14 protein-coding genes are annotated in these 18,583 nt (G+C 71.1%); 5 read left to right on the forward strand and 9 right to left on the reverse strand.

All coding sequences use genetic code 11. The features are described from left to right. Nucleotides 1–53: 53 nt before the first annotated feature. The 3 genes from FB563_RS03915 (at nucleotide 54) to FB563_RS03925 (ending at nucleotide 4,899) form a co-directional block, all read left to right on the forward strand. Complete coding sequence (locus FB563_RS03915; RefSeq protein WP_079048781.1) at nucleotides 54–1,343, forward strand: ribonuclease D; 1,290 nt, start codon at nucleotides 54–56, stop codon at nucleotides 1,341–1,343. A gap of 212 nt (nucleotides 1,344–1,555) precedes the next feature. Then, a complete protein-coding gene (locus tag FB563_RS03920) occupies nucleotides 1,556–2,773 on the forward strand; it encodes a thiolase family protein (protein WP_055706319.1) in 1,218 nt (405 codons plus the stop codon). Continuing rightward, entirely contained in the window at nucleotides 2,770–4,899 is a 2,130-nt protein-coding gene (locus FB563_RS03925) for a 3-hydroxyacyl-CoA dehydrogenase NAD-binding domain-containing protein (RefSeq protein WP_055706320.1), read from the forward strand. The genes FB563_RS03920 and FB563_RS03925 overlap by 4 nt, the downstream gene beginning before the upstream one ends. A gap of 75 nt (nucleotides 4,900–4,974) precedes the next feature. On the opposite strand, the gene FB563_RS03930 is transcribed toward FB563_RS03925, so the two are convergent. The 7 genes from FB563_RS03930 to FB563_RS03960 all read right to left on the reverse strand — a co-directional run bounded on the left by FB563_RS03930 (nucleotide 4,975) and on the right by FB563_RS03960 (nucleotide 13,303). Beyond that, a complete protein-coding gene (locus FB563_RS03930; RefSeq protein ID WP_055706325.1) occupies nucleotides 4,975–5,367 on the reverse strand; it encodes a hypothetical protein in 393 nt (130 codons plus the stop codon). 10 nt (nucleotides 5,368–5,377) lie between these two features. Beyond that, nucleotides 5,378–6,394 carry a DUF8189 domain-containing protein gene (locus FB563_RS03935; RefSeq protein ID WP_055706321.1) on the reverse strand — a complete coding sequence of 339 codons (1,017 nt, stop codon included), beginning with the start codon at nucleotides 6,392–6,394 and terminating at the stop codon, nucleotides 5,378–5,380. Nucleotides 6,395–6,441: 47 nt separating this feature from the next. After that, entirely contained in the window at nucleotides 6,442–7,494 is a 1,053-nt protein-coding gene (locus FB563_RS03940; RefSeq protein ID WP_055706322.1) for an NlpC/P60 family protein, read from the reverse strand. 36 nt (nucleotides 7,495–7,530) lie between these two features. Beyond that, nucleotides 7,531–8,013 (reverse strand): poly-gamma-glutamate biosynthesis protein PgsC/CapC, encoded by a 483-nt coding sequence (locus FB563_RS03945; RefSeq protein WP_055706323.1) that lies wholly within the window; start codon nucleotides 8,011–8,013, stop codon nucleotides 7,531–7,533. Next, nucleotides 8,010–9,557, reverse strand: a complete 1,548-nt coding sequence (gene pgsB, locus FB563_RS03950; RefSeq protein ID WP_142218465.1) for a poly-gamma-glutamate synthase PgsB — start codon at nucleotides 9,555–9,557, stop codon at nucleotides 8,010–8,012. The genes FB563_RS03945 and pgsB overlap by 4 nt, the downstream gene beginning before the upstream one ends. Before the next feature lie 18 nt (nucleotides 9,558–9,575). Next, complete coding sequence (locus FB563_RS03955) at nucleotides 9,576–11,852, reverse strand: HAMP domain-containing protein (RefSeq protein WP_142218466.1); 2,277 nt, start codon at nucleotides 11,850–11,852, stop codon at nucleotides 9,576–9,578. Between the two features lie 230 nt (nucleotides 11,853–12,082). After that, nucleotides 12,083–13,303: a CapA family protein gene (locus FB563_RS03960; RefSeq protein WP_107100642.1), complete on the reverse strand. Its 1,221-nt coding sequence runs from the start codon at nucleotides 13,301–13,303 to the stop codon at nucleotides 12,083–12,085. Nucleotides 13,304–13,347: 44 nt separating this feature from the next. Between FB563_RS03960 and FB563_RS03965 the strand changes: the two genes are divergently transcribed. Both FB563_RS03965 and FB563_RS03970 read left to right on the forward strand, forming a co-directional pair. Then, entirely contained in the window at nucleotides 13,348–14,334 is a 987-nt protein-coding gene (locus tag FB563_RS03965) for a hypothetical protein (RefSeq protein ID WP_107100641.1), read from the forward strand. Nucleotides 14,335–14,372: 38 nt separating this feature from the next. Next, entirely contained in the window at nucleotides 14,373–14,777 is a 405-nt protein-coding gene (locus FB563_RS03970; RefSeq protein WP_055706665.1) for a PIN domain-containing protein, read from the forward strand. Nucleotides 14,778–14,870: 93 nt separating this feature from the next. On the opposite strand, the gene FB563_RS03975 is transcribed toward FB563_RS03970, so the two are convergent. Both FB563_RS03975 and dxs read right to left on the reverse strand, forming a co-directional pair. Then, entirely contained in the window at nucleotides 14,871–16,394 is a 1,524-nt protein-coding gene (locus FB563_RS03975) for an amino acid permease (RefSeq protein WP_055706664.1), read from the reverse strand. Between the two features lie 154 nt (nucleotides 16,395–16,548). Continuing rightward, complete coding sequence (gene dxs, locus FB563_RS03980; RefSeq protein WP_055706663.1) at nucleotides 16,549–18,477, reverse strand: 1-deoxy-D-xylulose-5-phosphate synthase; 1,929 nt, start codon at nucleotides 18,475–18,477, stop codon at nucleotides 16,549–16,551. Nucleotides 18,478–18,583: the final 106 nt, after the last annotated feature.

The following is an 18,583-nucleotide window of genomic DNA, read 5'->3' on the forward strand; positions in this document are numbered from 1 at the left end:
TCGACGGAACGTTCCGTCGACGGGCGCCGTCGACACACGGATACCCTTGACAGGTGACCGACGCCCAAGACACCGCAGCAGACAGCACCCGGCGCATCTGCGGAGGCACCCCTCCGGACGACGCCGGATCTTCTGTGATGGGGGCGCCGACACCGCTGCTCGAACCCCGCGAGGGCATTCCGCCCGTCGTCGCCGACGCCGGCACGCTCGCCGAGGTTGTCGCCGCCTTCGCCGCGGGCTCCGGCCCGGTCGCCGTCGACGCCGAGCGCGCCTCCGGCTACCGCTACGGCCAGCGCGCCTACCTGGTGCAGCTGCGCCGGGAGGGCGCCGGAACCGCGCTGATCGACCCCGTGGCCTGCCCCGACCTGTCCAAGCTCGGCGAGGCCCTGTCCGGCGTCGAATGGGTGCTGCACGCCGCCACGCAGGACCTGCCCTGCCTGCGCGAAATAGGTATGGTGCCGACCCGGCTGTTCGACACCGAGCTGGCCGGCCGGCTCGCCGGGTTCCCCCGCGTCGGACTCGGCGCCATGGTCGAGAACGTGCTCGGCTTCGTCCTGGAGAAGGGCCACTCCGCCGTCGACTGGTCGACCCGGCCGCTGCCCGAGCCGTGGCTCCGGTACGCCGCGCTCGACGTGGAACTCCTCGTCGACCTGCGCGACGCCCTGGAGAAGGAGCTGGACCGGCAGGGCAAGCTGGAGTGGGCCCTGCAGGAGTTCGACGCCATCGCCACCGCGCCACCGGCCGAGCCGAGGAAGGACCCGTGGCGTCGTACGTCCGGGATGCACAAGGTGCGCAGGCGCCGGCAGCTCGGTGTCGTACGGGAGCTGTGGGAGATGCGGGACCGGATCGCGCAGAAGCGGGACGTGTCGCCGGGCAAGGTGCTCAGTGACGCCGCCATCGTGGAGGCGGCGCTCGCTCTTCCGGCAGGCGTCCACGCGCTCGCGGCGCTGAACGGGTTCGGGCACCGGATGGGGCGGCGTCAGCTGGAGCAGTGGCAGGCGGCGGTCGACCGGGCCAAGGCCCTGCCGGAGGCCGCGCTGCCGCAGCCGGGTCAGCCGGTGACGGGTCCCCCGCCGCCGCGGGCCTGGGCCGACAAGGATCCCGCCGCCGCGGCGCGGCTGTCCGCGGCGCGGGCGGGGGTCACCGCGCTTGCCGAGCGGCTCAACATGCCCCAGGAGAACGTGGTGTCGCCGGACACCGTGCGGCGCATCTGCTGGGAGCCGCCGAAGGTCGTGGACACCGGGTCCGTGGAGCGTGCCCTCGCGGGGTACGGCGCGCGCGCGTGGCAGGTGGAACTGGTGACGCCGGTACTGGTGAGTGCGCTGTCGGCGACGGGGGACTGAGCCAGGGAGGTCGAGATCGCGCCAAGATCCGGCACCTTCCGGCAGCCGGGATCGCCGCCAGGCCGATCCGGTACGACGGCTCCACCCACGGTGTGACGTTCACCGCTCCACCGGGCAGGACTGTGCAGCTACGTTACTCATAAGTAGCATGGGGCCTGAGCGCGCGCTCAGCGCAACGCAGCAGTGCCATCCCGCACAGGAGGAGAGCCATCGTGCCTCGTACCGTCAGGGACGTCGTCTTCGTCGACGGCGTCCGCACCCCGTTCGGCAAGGCGGGCCCGAAGGGCATCTACCACGAGACCCGCGCCGACGACCTTGTCGTGAAGGCGATCCGGGAGCTGCTGCGCCGCAACCCCGGCCTGGACCCGAAGAAGATCGACGAGGTCGCCATCGCCGCGACCACGCAGATCGGTGACCAGGGTCTGACCCTGGGCCGTACGGCCGGCATCCTCGCGGGTCTGCCGCAGTCCGTGCCCGGCTACTCGATCGACCGCATGTGCGCCGGCGCCCTGACCGCCGTGACGACCACCGCCGGTTCGATCGCGTTCGGCGCCTACGACGCCGTCATCGCCGGTGGCGTGGAGCACATGGGCCGCCACCCGATGGGCGAGGGCGTGGACCCGAACCCGCGGTTCGTCTCCGAGAAGCTGGTCGACGAGTCGGCCCTGTTCATGGGCATGACCGCGGAGAACCTGCACGACCGCTACCCGCAGATCACCAAGCTGCGTGCCGACGAATACGCGGTGCGCTCGCAGGAGAAGGCCGCCAAGGCGTACGCCAACGGCAAGATCCAGCAGGACCTGGTGCCGATCTCGGTGCGCCGCACCAACGCGGAGGCCGGGGAGACGGGCTGGGGCCTGGTCACCGCCGACGAGCCGATGCGCCCGGGCACCACCCTGGAGAACCTGTCCGGCCTGAAGACCCCGTTCCGTGTGCACGGCCGGGTCACCGCCGGCAACGCGGCCGGTCTGAACGACGGCGCCACCGCCTCGATCATCGCTTCCGAGGACTTCGCCCGCGAGAACGGCCTGCCGGTCAAGATGCGCCTCGTCTCCTACGCCTTCGCGGGCGTGGAGCCGGAGGTCATGGGTTACGGCCCGATCCCGGCGACCGAGAAGGCGCTCGCCAAGGCGGGTCTGTCCATCTCCGACATCGGCCTGTTCGAGATCAACGAGGCCTTCGCCGTCCAGGTCCTGGCCTTCCTCGACCACTACGGCATCGCGGACGACGACGAGCGCGTCAACCAGTACGGCGGCGCCATCGCCTTCGGTCACCCGCTGGCCTCCTCCGGCGTCCGCCTGATGACCCAGCTGGCCCGCCAGTTCGAGGAGCAGCCGCACGTCCGCTACGGCCTGACCACCATGTGCGTCGGCTTCGGCATGGGCGCGACGGTCATCTGGGAGAACCCGCACTTCGAGGGGGACAAGTGAGCACCACCGCCGAGCTTCTGAAGCAGGCCTCCGAACTGTTCCCGGACGAGGTCGTCACCAGTGCGCACGTACGCCACTTCGACCTGCCGTCCGGCGCGGGCCGCTTCGCGCTGATCACGCTGGACAACGGCTTCGACCACACCAAGCCGACCACCTTCGGCCCCGGCTCGCTGGCGAACCTGAACGCCGCCATCGACCAGGTCGAGAAGGAGGCGGCGGACGGCGAGATCGTCGGCGTCGGCATCACCGGCAAGCCGTTCATCTTCGCGGTCGGCGCCGACCTCAAGGGCGTGGAGATCCTCAAGGAGCACGAGCACGCGCTGGCCATCGGCAAGGGCGGCCACGACGTCTTCAAGCGCCTGTCCCAGCTGGCCGTGCCGACCTTCGCCTACTACAACGGCGCGGCGATGGGCGGTGGCGTCGAGGTCGGTCTGCACTGCACCTACCGGACCGTCTCCAAGGCGATCCCGGCGTTCTCGCTGCCCGAGGTCTTCCTCGGCCTGGTTCCCGGCTGGGGCGGCTGCACCCTGCTGCCGAACCTGATCGGCGCCGACAAGGCCGTCTCGGTCGTCATCGAGAACTCGCTGAACCAGAACAAGCAGCTCAAGGGCAAGCAGGTCTTCGAGCTGGGCATCGCCGACGCGCTCTTCGAGGGCGCGGACTTCCTGGAGCAGTCGCTGATCTGGACCGCGCAGGTCCTCAAGGGCGACATCGAGGTCGAGCGCCCGGTGATCGACCGTGGCGAGGCCTGGGACCAGGCGGTCGCCAAGGGCCGCTTCATCGCGGACTCCAAGGTGCACGGCGCGGCCCCGGCCGCCTACCGCGCCCTCGACATCATCGCGGCCGCCAAGAACGGCGACCTGCAGCAGGGCTACGACGCCGAGGACCAGGCCCTCGCCGACCTGATCATGGGTGGCGAACTGCGCGCCGGTATCTACGCGTTCAACCTCGTCCAGAAGCGCGGCAAGCGTCCCGCCGGCGCCCCGGACAAGAGCCTGGCCCGCCCGGTCACCAAGGTCGGTGTCGTCGGCGCCGGTCTGATGGCCTCGCAGCTCGCGCTGCTCTTCCTGCGCCGCCTGGAGGTGCCGGTCGTGCTGACCGACATCGACCAGGAGCGCGTCGACAAGGGTGTGGGCTACGTCCACGCCGAGATCGACAAGCTGCTCGGCAAGGGCCGCATCAACCAGGACAAGGCCAACCGCCTCAAGGCGCTGGTGACCGGTGTCCTGGACAAGGCGGAGGGCTTCTCGGACGCCGACTTCGTCATCGAAGCGGTCTTCGAGGAGATCGGCGTCAAGCAGCAGGTGTTCGCGGAGGTCGAGGCGGTCGCCCCGGCGCACGCGATCCTCGCGACCAACACCTCCTCGCTGTCGGTGTCGGAGATGGCGTCGAAGCTGAAGCACCCCGAGCGGGTCGTCGGCTTCCACTTCTTCAACCCGGTCGCGGTGCTGCCGCTGCTGGAGATCGTCCGCGGTGAGAAGACCGACGACGCCTCCCTCGCGACCGCGTTCGCCGTCGCCAAGAAGCTGAAGAAGACCGCGGTGCTCGTGAAGGACGCCCCGGCGTTCGTCGTGAACCGCATCCTGACCCGCTTCATGGGCGAGATCCAGAACGTCATCGACGAGGGCACCCCGGTCGAGGTCGCCGAGAAGGCCGTCGAGCCGCTCGGTCTGCCGATGTCCCCGCTGGTGCTGCTGGAGCTGGTCGGCCCGGCGATCGGCCTGCACGTCTCGGAGACCCTGCACGGGGCCTTCCCGGACCGCTTCAAGGTCTCCCCGAACCTCAAGGCGGTCGTGGAGGCGGGCAAGCGTGGCTTCTACGTCTACGACAGCGGCAAGCCGGAGCTGGACCCGGAGGTCGCCGCGCTGCTGAAGCAGGGTGATGTCGTGCTGACGGAGGAGCAGGTCCGCGCCCGTGTCCTGGACGCGGTGGCGCAGGAGATCGGTCTGATGCTGGACGAGGGCGTCGTCGCCGAGGCCCAGGACATCGACCTCTGCCTCATCACCGGCGCCGGCTGGCCCTTCCACCTGGGCGGCATCACGCCGTACCTGGACCGTGAGGGCGTCTCCGAGCGCGTGAACGGCAAGAAGTTCCTGGCCCCGGGCGTGGCGAGCGTCCCGGCGTAAGGCACCGCGTACGGTCGTACGATGCCCGGCACATTGGGGTGTGCCGGGCATCGGCGTGTTCAGGCCTCGGCGTGCTCAGGCCTCGGCCGGGCGGTCGTCCTCGACGTGGACGACGTGCAGCTCCGTGCCGTCCCGGTCGCGCCGGGAGCGTCCCAGGATGCCGACGGCCAGGTGTGAGGGATCGGCGGAGTCGTCCAGCGGGACGAAGGTGACGACGTCCGGGTGATGGCCCGTCACCAGCCAGCCCTCGCCGTTCTTCAGTTCGAGCACACGGAAGTCGCCCGCCGGACCGCCCACGTGCACGGGGCCGTACGCGCGCAGGATCTCGGTGGCGCGGTCGGCGAGCCCTCCGCCGGCCTCCTCCAGCACCACGCACGTGCCGTGCTCGAACAGCACCCATGGTTTTCCGGATCCGGCGAGGAGACGCCGCCAGGCGTCGATGAGGGTCTCGGTGTCCACGCCGGCCATCATGCCGTACTCAGACCTGTCGCCACGCCTCCAGGGCAAGGCCCGGCTCGGCCTTGCGGCGGGTCAGCAGGAGCACGCCGGTGGACGGGGACAACGTTGCCGCCACGACCCGGTCGTCCTGGTCCGTGGCCAGGCAGACCCGTGCGTCCACCGGCAGCCGCGGGCCCGACTCGGTCCACCAGGCGCCCGCCGACTCCACTTCGGCGGGGTAGGCGGCGAAGGCGACGCGGCCGCTCGCCGCGCGCTGGGCGAGCAGGGTGCAGTCGTGGCCGTCGAGCTCGCAGCGGACCGCCGAGACCGGGCCGGAACCGGCACTGGGCAGGAGGACGGCCGGTTCGCCGCCGGGGCGCCAGGCGCACAGGTCGCCGCCCGTGTCGGTGTAGTAGAGGGTCGTGCTGCCGGGCGAGGTGGCGAGGGCGTGGAGGGTGCCCGGGCGGACCGGGGTGCGCAGGGTCTGCGTCAGGACCGGCTCGGCACCCGGCTCCTCCTGGCGCCAGTGGAGGATCCCGTCGGACGCGGCCGCGTACAGCTTGACACGGCCGGACTCCCCCGTGACCGCCGCCGGCCCGTCTTGTACCCCGCTGCCCTTCAGGTCCCGCCAGGCCTCCCAGCCGCCCTTCTCCTTCTGCGCGAGCAGCCGCACCCCGCCCCGCCCGTCGGGCACGAAGACATGGGCGCGGCCCTGGGCGTCGACGGCGACCGCGGGCGTGCCCGTGCGGTCGCCCTTCTTCAGCGGGTGGCCGAGCGGCTGCCAGTCCAGGGCCGCGAGGCGCGGGCGGAAGTGGGTGGAGTGGACGAGTCCCGACTCACCCATGCCGGTGGGCCGCCAGGAGACCAGGTGGGCGTAGCCGTCGTCGCCCTGACCGATCGCGAGGACGGGGTGCAGCTTCTGGTCGCCGCCTACGGTGCGCGGGGCGGTCCAGGGGCCGCCGGGCTCGCGCTCCGCCCGGCACAGCACGGCGTCGCCCGACAGCTGGTGGACACTGAGCCGGCCGTCGCGGCCGCGCAGAAGCCAGTCGCCGTTCACCGGTTCACTCCAGCCGCGGGCCGCACCTGCGCCCTCGCCGCCCCTGGTCACAGCCGCTTCGCGCTGCGGAACAGCTTGGCGTAGAAACCGTTTCCGTCGAGGCGTGAGACACCGCCCTGGTCGCCGATCGTGGGGCCGTTCTGCTCCTTGCGGCTGGAGATGAAGACCTTGTGGCCCTCGGTGTCCGGGCCGAGGTAGATCGCCGAGTGGTCCATGTGGTTGCCGGTGCGGTGGTCCATCTTGAAGAACAGCAGGTCCCCGGGCTGGAGGACGTCGATGTTCTGCGGCCGCACGTACCAGGGGCTCGGGCCCTGGATCTTGATGATGTCCACGCCCTCCTTGCCGCGGGCCATGCCGTCGGCGGTGCGCGGCAGCCCGTCGCCGTGGTCGTTGTCCGACATCAGCGGGTAGCGGGCCCGGTAGCCGTAGACCAGGCGCAGATAGCCGGAGCAGTCCACGGCGCGCAGGCGGTCCTGCTGCGGATACTTGGTGACGCCGTCCCGGAAGGTGTACGGGATGCCCAGGTAGTCGTAGAAATCGGTCTGTTCGTAGCGGTCGACGCCGTCGGCCTTCAGGGGGCCGTAGGTGGCGTGCCCCGCGTACTGGATGCCCTGGTCGTCCTTCTTGGCCGGCGCGCCCACGATGTACTGGAAGGCGAACGCGAAGACGTCGTCCTCCTCGCTGCCGTAGTACTGCTTGAACCAGTCCTTGAACCACTGCTGCTTCTCGGAACCCTTGGTCCAGGTCTCCGGCATCAGGCGGACCCAGTCGTCGGTGACCACCTTGGTGGTGGTGTTGGCGGGTTCGCTGAAGGTGCGGGTCGGGCCCTTGAGGGTGGCGGTGCGGGCGCCGTCCGTGAAGGTGGCGATGACCGCGCCCTTGCCGTCGCGCAGCACCGAGCGCGCCGGGTTGTTCAGCCGTTCCCAGGTCTGCTTGCCGGTCGCCCCGCCCGAGCCGTGCAGGTTCTCGGTGATGGTCTGGGCGGCCGGGAGCTTCGCCTTCTCGTCCTGGCGCAGTGCGTAGGTGAAGTAGGCGCTGCCCGCGAGCAGCGCCAGGACCGTCACCGTGTGGACGACGGGGCGGCCTTTGCGCTTCGGCATGGTGGGGGCTCCAGGAATGCGTCGGGTAGGGGCGGTTCAGGCGGACGGCATGGCGCCCAGGAGGATGCCGGCTGTCAGCACCACATAGGTGGCGAGGGTGACCGTGCCCACGGACAGCAGGGTCGCGCCCTTGGGCTGGCGCACCAGCTGGTAGCCGACCAGGCCCGGGACGATGAAGCCGAGCGTCTGGTTGGCGTACAGCAGCGGGAACTCCATCTGCAGCACGATGATCACGGTGGCCTGGATCAGCACACCGCTGAGCACCACGGCCGCGAAGAGCCGCTTGCCGTACAGGATCACGAACTTCTGCATGAGCAGCGTGGCGAGGTACGTCAGCACGGTCACGCCGACGACGAGCGCGGCGCGCTGGAGGTCCTCGATGAGCGTGAGCGCGAGCCAGCCCGGAGTGATCATGCCGCCCGGCGACAGGTTGGTCGTCAGGTAGCACATGAGCGAGAACATCAGGCCCAGGCCGATGCCGATCGCGGCGATCTCGGGGGTGAGGACGGAGGGGATCAACGCTGTTCTCCTGGGCTGTGCCACTGCTGGCTGTCGTCGGCGGAAGGCTGGGGCGGGCGGCTGGGCTCGAACAGCCCGCGGGACGGGGCCTGTTCGGCCGCCCGGCCGCTGTCGGCGGGCGCCTGCGGCAGGGCGGGGACGGGCGGGCCGCCGTGCTCCGGCCGCGGTTCGGTCCAGGTGTCGTACCCGTACGGCTGCTGCTGTTGCTGGGGCGCGTAGCGCGCCTCGTACGCCTCCGGATAGTGCTGGTACGGGTCGATGCGGGGCGCGTACAGCTGCATGGTCTCCGAGGAGTCGAACGCGGCGGGTGCCGGCTCGGTCCGGCCGGCCGGGGCCGTGGCGGCCACCGGTTCGTCGGCGCTCTCGTCCGGCGGCAGTTCGGCGAGGTGCTCCAGCAGGATCTCGCCCTGGCCGTGGATGTTGCCGATCGCGACCATCGACGAGTCCGGGCCGAGCATGTCCAGCATCCGGCCCATGAACTCCTCGGGGTCGCGCTTGTCGCCGCCGAGGTCGACGGCGCGCGAGCGGAACTCGGCCGGGATGGCGTCGATGGCGGACTTGGCCGGGTGGCCGATGACGAAGACGCGCTCGGGGTCGAGGTCGGGGATGATCTCGCCCATCTGACCGTTGCGTTCGACGCGGTCGGGGCGGCAGTTGATGACCACGTTGAGCGGGCGGTGGATGGCGCCGAGGTCGAGCAGCTGGTTGATGTTCATCAGCGTCGACTCGGGGTCGTTGGCGGCGAACACGTTGGCGAAGCGCAGCTTCTTGCCCTCGTGCGTCAGATAGCGCTCGACGGAGAGGACACCGGGGTCCGGCGGGGCGTCGTACATGCCCTTCAGGGCCGTCTCCCGGTCCACGCCGAGGAGTTCGGCGACGGTGAGGGCGATGGCCACGTTCTCCTTGAAGGTGAACCAGCTGAAGCCGCGCAGCTCCTCGTCGGTCACCGTCTCCGGGTCGGCGTAGATCAGCTTGCAGTTCCGGGCGTCCGCCTCCTCCTGGAGGATGGGGAAGCGGTCCTTCTCGGCGGTGACGCAGATGCCGTCCTCGGGCATCGAGCGGGACAGCGAGCGGGCCACGTCGTCCAGGGTGGGGCCCATCTCGGCGAGGTGGTCCTCACGGACGTTGCACAGCACGCCGATGGTGGAGCGGATCAGCTTGGACTGGTTGATCTCCTGCAGGGCCGGCATGACGGCCATGCACTCGATGACCAGCGCGTCCGGCTGGTACGCGGCGGCGCGCCGCACGATGCCGATCTGCTCGACCACGTTGGCGATGCCGAACTTGCGGTAGACCGGCTCCTCGGTGGCGTCCGGATGGATGAACCGGGCGGCGGTGCCGGTGGTCTTGGCGACGGTGACCAGTCCGCCGCCGCGCAGGGCGCCCGCGCACAGCCGGGTGATGGAGGACTTGCCGCGGATGCCGTTGACCAGGACGCGGGTGGGGATGTGGTCCAGGTTGGTGAAGTGCCGCCGCTGCTCGACGACGCCCGCGGCGAGCAGTATCGCGCAACAGACCAGCAGCACGGTGTAGAGGAAGAGCACGGGTGATCAGTTCCTTGATCAGTTCCTTGTGTACTGCTGGGGCGGGTTCTGCCGCGGTGCCGGGGGCTGGGGCGGCGGGGTGTGGCGGGGCTGCTGCCGGCGCTGGTCCTGCAGCTGCTGCCGGATGAGTTCCAGGGAGCGGGTGACGGCGCCGACCTCGTCGTGGTGCTGCGGGTAGAGCACGCTCTTGCGGTCGCCCGCGGCCAGCGCCTCGGCCCGGTCGGCGAGGGTGCGCAGCGGCCGGGCCACCACGATGTGCAGCCAGCCCAGGCAGGCGACGGCCGCGGCGGCGCCGAGCAGACCGGCGAGGACGGTGCGGTTCTGGGTGTCGTACTCCGGGAGCGCGAGCCGGTCGACGGGCTCCCAGCTGACGACGCTGAAGTGGAGGGACTCGGCCGAACCGCCGCCGGAGAACGGCGAGGCGGCGGCGATCCGCAGCCCGTTGTCCCGGTACAGCACCCCGTTGGACCGCGGTTTCTTGCCGAGCCGCTGGGCGCTGGCCGCGACCAGGTCCTGGAGGTGCTGGTCGGGCAGCGACTGAAAGGCGAGGAAGCCGGTGTTGCCGGCGATGACCTTGTGCCGCTCGTCCACGAGCCGGACCACGCCGAGGCCGGGCCGGCTCAGCAGGGCGTTGAGGAACTCCACGCGGAACTCGCCGACCAGCTGGGCCCCGTTCCGGCCGGGTATCTCGGCGGCGGCGACGACCACCGGCTCCTTGCCGCCCTGGCCCAGCAGGCGCAGGGGCCTGCCGGACACCCGGTTCCGCTGAATCACCTTGGGCTTCTTGCCCTCGCGGACCTGGATCGCGCCGTGGGAGTCGACGACGTAGAGGGAGCGGTAGCGCTTGTTCTCGTTGTAGGTGCGCTCCAGGACCGTCTCCATGGCCTCGGGTGAGGTCTTGTCGCCGATCAGGGAGGCGACCGACTGCAGGTCGGCGTCGCCCTCGTTGAGCGCGCGGCGCACCCGGTCGCTGAGCGTATGGGTGCGTTCGCGCTGGTCGTTGACGAGCTGCCGGGGTATCTCGGCCGCGTTGTCGGCCCGGTTGACCAGCAGCATCAGCGGTGCGGCCCAGGCCAGCAGCAGCACGGCGCAGACCGCGAGGAAGGCGCTGGCGCCCACCTTGCGCAGCCCCTGGGGGCGTTCGGGCCGCCCGGTGGCCTCGGCGCTCTCTCCGAGCAGCTGCCGGCGCAGCCGTTCCAGGGCGCCGCCGATGCGGTGCGCCTCGCCGTAGCCGGGGACGGTGACGGGCCGGGTCAGGTCGCCGCGGGTGAGCCGGCGCGACTCCAGGAACAGCCGGATGAGCGGACGCTGCACGGTGCCCAGCAGCACCCCCACGGCAAGGGCGCCGACGAGCAGCAGGGCGGCGCCCGCCGCCAGTCCGAACACCGGGGACTTCGTCCCGCCGGAGTGCTCGGTCACCTTGACCATGGCGACGACGGAGAGGCCGAGCCCGCCGGCGGTGGTGGTCTCGCCGGGGTCGGCTGCGGCGAGCGTGGCGTATCCGGCGACGGACCGGTCGCCCTGCAGCTTGCCGCCGAGAAGGCTGCCGCTGACGCCCTGGTAGCCGCCGCTGCCCGGTTCCTTGCTGCTGCGCGGATCCTGCTGTGCGCGGCGGGCGGCCTGCTGGGCGAAGGCCTTCAGCTGCGTGCGGGAGGCCGTGATGTCCTTGCGGTCGACGCTGTTGCGCGCGGACTCCGGTTCGGCGATGCCGTCGCTGCTGAGGATCGTGCCGCCGGAGTCGACCACGGCGATGGAGCGGAAGTGGCCGAGGCTGATGCCGGGGAACTTCAGGTTCCGGGAGGCCACGAGCAGCAGCTGCGGCTTGCCCGGCCAGGTCAGCAGCCCGAAGGACAGCAGGCGTACCTCGCCGTTCTTCTGCCGGACCATGCGCGGGACCAGTCCGTCCTGGCCGCTGAGCGAGGACAGGTCCACGGAGGTCAGCGGCACCGTCTCACCGCGGGCCGCGACCAGTTTGCCGGTGCGCACCTCCACGACGGCGGTGCCCATCCACTTCTCGTAGGTGCTGCCGAGCTTGTCGAGGACGGCATCGCCGGAGACCGGCTGCCCGGCGCTGAACAGCGCGGCGGAGCGGGTGACGTCCTTGACGGACTCGTCGATGGAGGCGCGCAGCGCGATGGCGCCGTCCTCCGCGAAGTGCTGCTGGGACGTCAGCACCGCCCGCGGCACGCCGGAGCCGTCGACACGGCCCAGTACCAGCGCCGTGATGCTGGACAGCGTCAGCAGCAGCGCCGAGAGGACCGCGATCGGCGGGCGGATGCCTCCGATGAGCGACATGTCGGCTCGACGGCGGGCTCGGTGCTGCCGCGCCGGGGGCGGTGACGCCACAGATGGGTCCTCTCGTGCATGCGGGTTCCGGGCGTGCCGACAGTAAGAGCCCGCCCGGAAACCTCAGACAGACAAGAGCGGCGTTAAGTTGCAGTAAGCCCCACGTGATCTGCGCAACATCGAGCAACCGTCGGACAAGGTCGGACAAATACCCTGCCCATGGGGGGCATTTCGGGTATCTACTCGGGCAGGGGCATGAGCGGCTTCAGCCCGTCCTGGGCCGCGCCGCGGTTCAGCAGGGTGCCCTCGGTGCGCTCGAAGGCCAGCCGCAGCCGGGCCCGCTGGGCCTCGGTGAGGCCGTGGCCGTCACGGAGCGCGGCCGGCACGTCCAGCAGGCGGTAGTCCCGTACGTCGTCGTTCGTGTAGTCGGCGGTTCCGCCGTCCCGGACGTTCACGGTGTCCGGCGGGATGGTCAGCAGCGTCGGCTCGAAGCGCGGCTGGACGTCCCAGTGGCCCTTGCCGCGCTCGGTGAAGGTGAACCAGGCGATCACGCCCTCCTCGGTCAGGCCCGTGGGCTGCTCGTGCCGGGCGATCTGGTTGCCGAGGCCGTAGGAGATCCAGGTCCCGTCGACCTTCTCCATCGGCTCCACGACGTGCGCGTGATGGCCGATGACCAGGTTGACGCCGGTGTTCCGGGCGATCTGCCGGGCGAAGGAGAGCTGCCCGGCCGACGGCTCCGGATGGTGCTCACGGCCCCAGTGCAGGGACAGGATCACCACCTCGGCACCGGCCTCGCGGGCCCGTCGCTCGGCCGCCCTGATCCGGCCGAGGTCCTGCTGGTTGGCCAGCCACGGCTTGTCCTTCGGGAGCTTGTGCGGCTCGTTGAAGCCGTAGGCGAAGGAGATCTGCGCGACCTTGACGCCCTTGACGTCCATGATCAGCGGGGTGCCGGCCTCTTTCTCGGTGCGGGCGGAACCGGTGTGCTTCAGCCCGGCGGCGTCCAGTGCGTCCAGGGTGCGCTTCACGCCCTCGTAGCCGTGGTCGAGGGTGTGGTTGGAGGCGGTGGAACAGGTGTCGTAACCGATGTCCTTGATGGTCTTCGCCTCCTGCGGCGGCACCTGGAAGTCCGGGAAGCCCTCGAAGGGCCCCCGGGCCGGGCCCATCACCGGCTCGAAGTGGCAGATCGCCAGGTCGGCCTTGCTGATGAGCGGCTCGATGCCGGCCATCATCGGCCCGAAGTCCATTCCGTCCACGCCCTTGCCGGTGCGCCCCGCGTCCTTGCGCGCCTGGTCGACCAGTTCGGGGTGCATGAGGATGTCCCCGGCGGCCGCGACGGTGAAGGAGCGCCCGCCCCCCTGGGCTCCGGCGTCGTCGGAGAGGAGCCCGCAGCCGGAGACGGCGGCGAGGAGGGAGAGCGGGGGCAGCAGGGACAGCAGGGTCCGGCCGAGGCGTCTGTTCACCGGGATATCTTGATACAACCATGAGAGCACATCGCTCGCGCGTCATGACGATCGCGACAGTCCTGCTGGTGATCACCGGTCTCGCGGCCGGTCTCGCCGCCCTCCTCCGCACCCCGGACGGCACCGCGGACCACACCCCGGGCGGCCCCCGCCGGCCTGCCCCGAAGGGGGCCGCGCAGATCGACCTGGCGCGCGAGGTGGCGGACTACACCGGCCGGTTCGGCCCCGGGCAGGGCTATCTGCCGCCCGGCCCGGCGGACCGCGAGGACATCGCCGCGGCCATCGGCCAGTTGCTCGACGGTCACCGCGCACAGGCGGAACAGCGGCTCTCGCAAAGGGACTTCACCGTGCGCACGGTCTTCGACCGGCCCTCCGGGCACCGCTATGCCGAGGTGGCCGACCGCACCGACTCCGGCGTGGCCCCGCGCGGCTGGGGACGGGTCTACCTCGATCTGGACCACCGCCCGAGCTGGTCGGTGCAGGTCCCGCATCCCGGCTTCGACCTCGGCACCGAGCAGCTGGGGGTGCGGGTGCTGCGCGGCTCGCCCGGCGGGATCCTGGTGATCGCGGGAGCCCATCGCAAGGCCGGGGTCGGCAATTCCGCGGACGTGGCGCACCGGCGGGACACCGTTTTCCACGCCATCTGCGCCGAACTGGCCCGCCGCGGGATGCCCGCGATCCAGTTGCACGGCTTCGCCGCCTCCGCCGCGCCCGATTTCGACGTGGTCGCCTCCACCGGTGCCGGGTCGGCGGGCCGGCAGGACGGCCGCGACCTGGCCGACTCCCTGCGCGGACACGGCTTCCGGGTGTGCCGGGCCTGGGCGCGGTCCTGTCCGCTGGAGGGCCGGACCAACGTGCAGGGCCAGGTGGCCGACGCCGACCGTGTGCCCTTCCTGCACGTCGAGTTCGCCCCCGTGGTGCGCGCGGGCGGACGTCCCGCCGAGCGCGCCGCCGCCGCGATCGCCGCGATCACGGGCCGGTGGGCCGGGAAACCAGGGCGGACCGAGTCCCCGCAACCCGTGACACACTGAGCCCGCCAGGAGCACGCAGAGCCAAGGCGGTTACCGACATGACCGACACCTCGGGCGCCTCGCACGAGCCCCTCCCCCTCCCCCTGCTCGTGGTCGATGGTGCGAACGTCGTCGGGTCGGTGCCCGACGGCTGGTGGCGCGACCGCCGGGGTGCCGCCGAGCGCCTGCGCGACCGGCTGGCACCCCTCGCCCGGACCGGCGTGCCCGGCCTGCCCGGTCCGCTGGAGCTGGTCCTGGTGGTGGAGGGGGCGGCCCGGGGCGTGGCCTCGGTGCCCGGGGTGCGCGTGGAGGACGCGCCCGGCAGCGGCGACGACCACATCGTGGACCTCACCGCGGCGGCCGGCGACCGCCCGTGCCTCGTCGTCACGGCCGACCGGGAACTGCGCCGCCGGGTCCGGGCACACGGCGCACAGGTCGCGGGGCCCCGGACGGTACTGGGCTGAGACCGGCGCGGGAGGAGTGAGGGCTGCGTCCGGCGCGCGCACGACACCGGGCCCGGACCGGCGTACGGCCTCGGCGCTGCCCGGCGAAGACGGTTACGGAGCGTTTCCGGTGGGCGGTTGGCGGGGCTCTTCGGTGGGGGTCCGGACGCCCGGGGCCAGCCGGCTGTGGGTGCGGCCGTAGAAGAAGTAGACGGCGAAACCGATCACCATCCAGATGGCGAACCGCAGCCAGGTCTCGGCCGGCAGGTTGAGCATCAGCCAGAGCGACGCGCACACCGACAGCAGGGGGATGACCGGCACCCACGGGGTGCGGAAGGCGCGCGGCAGGTCCGGCCGGGTGCGGCGCAGGATGATCACGCTGATCGCGACGACGACGAACGCGAAGAGCGTGCCGATGTTCACCAGCTCGGCCAGTTCGCTGAGGCTGGTGAAACCGGCGACGATGGCGATGATCACGCCGAGCAGGATGGTCGGCCGGTGCGGGGTGCGGAAGCGCGGGTGGACGCGGGAGAAGAAGCGTGGCAGCAGTCCGTCGCGGCTCATCGCGAAGAACACCCGGGTCTGGCCGAGGAGGAGGATCATGCAGACCGTGGTCAGGCCGACGGCGGCGCCGAAGCTGATCACGCCCGCGTACCAGGGGTGCCCGATGGCCTTGAAGGCGTCGGCGAGCGGGGCCTCCACGGACAGCTTGGAGTACTTCTCCATGCCGGTGACGACGATGGAGACGGCCACGTACAGCACGGTGCAGATCAGGAGCGAACCGAGGATGCCGCGCGGCATGTCCCGCTGCGGGTTGCGGGTCTCCTCGGCGGCCGTGGCCACGATGTCGAAGCCGATGAACGCGAAGAACACCACCGAGGCGGCGGTGAAGATGCCCATCACTCCGAAGTTGGCGGGCGCCCAGCCGAAGATCAGCTGGATCAGCGGGGCCTTCAGGTTGCCGCCGGCCGGCACCGGCTGGGCCTTGGGGATGAACGGCGAGTAGTTCGCCGACGTGATGAAGAAGGCCCCGGCGACGATCACGATGAGGACGACGACCACCTTGATGGCGACGACGAGCGAGGTGATCCGGGCCGACAGCTTCATGCCGAGGACGAGGATGCCGGTGAGCACCAGCACCAGGGCGGCGGCGAGGATGTCGAAGCCGAAACCGGAGGCGGTGTCCCGGCTGGCCAGATAGTCCGGCAGATGCCAGCCGACGTTGTCCATCAGGGAGCGGATGTACCCCGACCAGCCGACCGCCACCACCGCCGTACCGAGCGCGAACTCCAGGACCAGGTCCCAGCCGATGATCCAGGCCGGCAGCTCGCCCAGGGAGGCGTAACTGAACGTGTACGCCGAGCCCGCCACGGGGACCGTGGACGCGAACTCGGCGTAGCAGAGGGCGGCGAGCGCGCAGACCACGCCGGCCACCACGAAGGCCAGGGACACCGCCGGGCCGGCGTTGTTCTTGGCGACCTGTCCGGTGAGGACGAAGATGCCGGTGCCGATGATGACCCCGACGCCGAAGACGGTCAGGTCGAGCGCGGAGAGGGACTTCTTGAGCGAATGCTCCGGTTCCTCGGTGTCCTGGATGGACTGCTCGACGTTCTTCGTCCTGAACAGCGCGCTGCTCACGTGCCTGCCTCCCACGCTTGGGGACCTCGCCGTGGCCCGTCATGATCGAGAGGGTCGGGATCCGTATGCCCCGGCACAGGCAGGTTCACGCAAACGGGCCGGTTCCGCCACCGCAAGGAGTGGCGGAACCGGCCCCTGAAAGGCGCGTTTCGCGTCAGTCGCGCGCGGGCTCGACCGAGTCCACCTCGTCGGCCGTACGGTCGAACCGGCCGTCCAGCCTGGCGACCAGCCCGGTGACCTGGCGGGCGATGTCCGGGGCGGTCAGGCCGATCTCGGCGAGGACCTCGGCGCGGGAGGCGTGGTCCAGGAAGCGCGGCGGGATGCCGAAGTCGCGCAGCGGCACGTCCACGCCCGCGTCGCGCAGGGCCTGGGCGACGGCGGAGCCGACACCGCCGACGCGGCTGTTGTCCTCGACGGTGACGACGACGCGGTGCCGCTCGGCGAGCGGTGCCATGGCCTCGTCGACGGGCTTGACCCAGCGCGGGTCGACCACAGTGGTGGAGATGCCCTGCTTGTCGAGCAGACCGGCGATCTCCAGGCACATCGGGGCGAGGGCGCCCACGGAGACGAGCAGCACGTCCGGCCGGTCGGTGCCGGGCTCGCGCAGCACGTCCATGCCGCCGATCCGGCCCACGGCGGGTACGGCGGGTCCGACGGCGCCCTTGGAGAAGCGCACCACGGTCGGCGCGTCGTCCACCGCGACGGCCTCCCGCAGCTGGGCCCGCACCTGCTCGGCATCCCGCGGGGCCGCCAGCCTGAGGCCCGGCACGACCTGCAGGATCGACATGTCCCACATGCCGTTGTGCGAGGCACCGTCCGTTCCGGTGACACCGGCCCGGTCCAGCACGAAGGTCACCCCGCACTTGTGCAGGGCCACGTCCATGAGGACCTGGTCGAAGGCGCGGTTGAGGAAGGTGGCGTAGACGGCGAAGACGGGGTGCAGCCCGGCGTACGCGAGGCCCGCCGCGGAGACGGCGCCGTGCTGCTCTGCGATGCCGACGTCGTACACCCGCTCGGGGAACCGCTTGGCGAACCTGTCCAGGCCGACCGGCTGGAGCATGGCCGCCGTGATGGCGACGATGTCCTCCCGCTCCTCGCCCAGCTTGACCATCTCGTCCCCGAAGACGGAGGTCCAGTCGGCGCCGGAGGAGGCGATGGGCAGGCCGGTGTCCGGGTGGATCTTGCCGACGGCGTGGAAGCGGTCCGCCTCGTCCTGGAGGGCGGGCTGGTAGCCGCGGCCCTTCTCGGTGAGGCAGTGCACGATGACCGGCCCGCCGAACCGCTTGGCGCGGGCCAGCGCGGACTCCAGCGCCTCGATGTCGTGGCCGTCGATCGGGCCGACGTACTTCAGGCCCAGGTCCTCGAACATGCCCTGCGGTGCGATGAAGTCCTTGAAGCCCTTCTTCGCCCCGTGCAAGGTCTCGTACAGCGGCCTGCCGACGACCGGGGTGCGCTCCAGGAGTTCCTTGGTCCGGGCGAGGAACCGCTCGTAGCCGTCCGTCGTGCGCAGGGTCGCCAGGTGGTTGGCGAGACCGCCGATGGTGGGGGCGTACGACCGCTCGTTGTCGTTGACGACGATGACCAGGGGGCGGTCCTTGGCGTCGGCGATGTTGTTGAGGGCCTCCCAGGCCATACCGCCCGTGAGGGCGCCGTCACCGATGACGGCGACGACATGGCTGTCCCGTTTCCTCAGCTGGTTGGCCTTGGCGATGCCGTCGGCCCAGCCGAGCACGGTGGAGGCGTGGCTGTTCTCGATGACGTCGTGCTCGGACTCCGCCTGCGAGGGGTAGCCCGACAGGCCGCCCTTCATCTTGAGCCTGGAGAAGTCCTGCCGGCCGGTGAGCAGCTTGTGCACGTAGGACTGGTGGCCGGTGTCCCAGAGCACCTTGTCCTTCGGCGAGTCGAAGACCCGGTGCAGGGCGATGGTCAGCTCCACCACACCGAGGTTGGGGCCCAGGTGCCCGCCGGTCTTGGAGACCTCCTGGACGAGGAAGCCCCGGATCTCCTCCGCCAGCTGGTCCAGCTCCTCCAGGCTGAGCCGGTCCAGATCGCGCGGTCCCGTGATGCGGGTCAGCAGCGCCACCCGTGCCTCCTTGCAGTAGAGCTGATCGAGCTTTCGCCGGGCTCGCCCGAGTCTAATGTTCATGCTTTGCACGACACGACAGCGCCCGGCACCTTTCGATGTGCCG

The organism is Streptomyces puniciscabiei (assembly GCF_006715785.1).
Taxonomy (GTDB): domain Bacteria; phylum Actinomycetota; class Actinomycetes; order Streptomycetales; family Streptomycetaceae; genus Streptomyces; species Streptomyces puniciscabiei.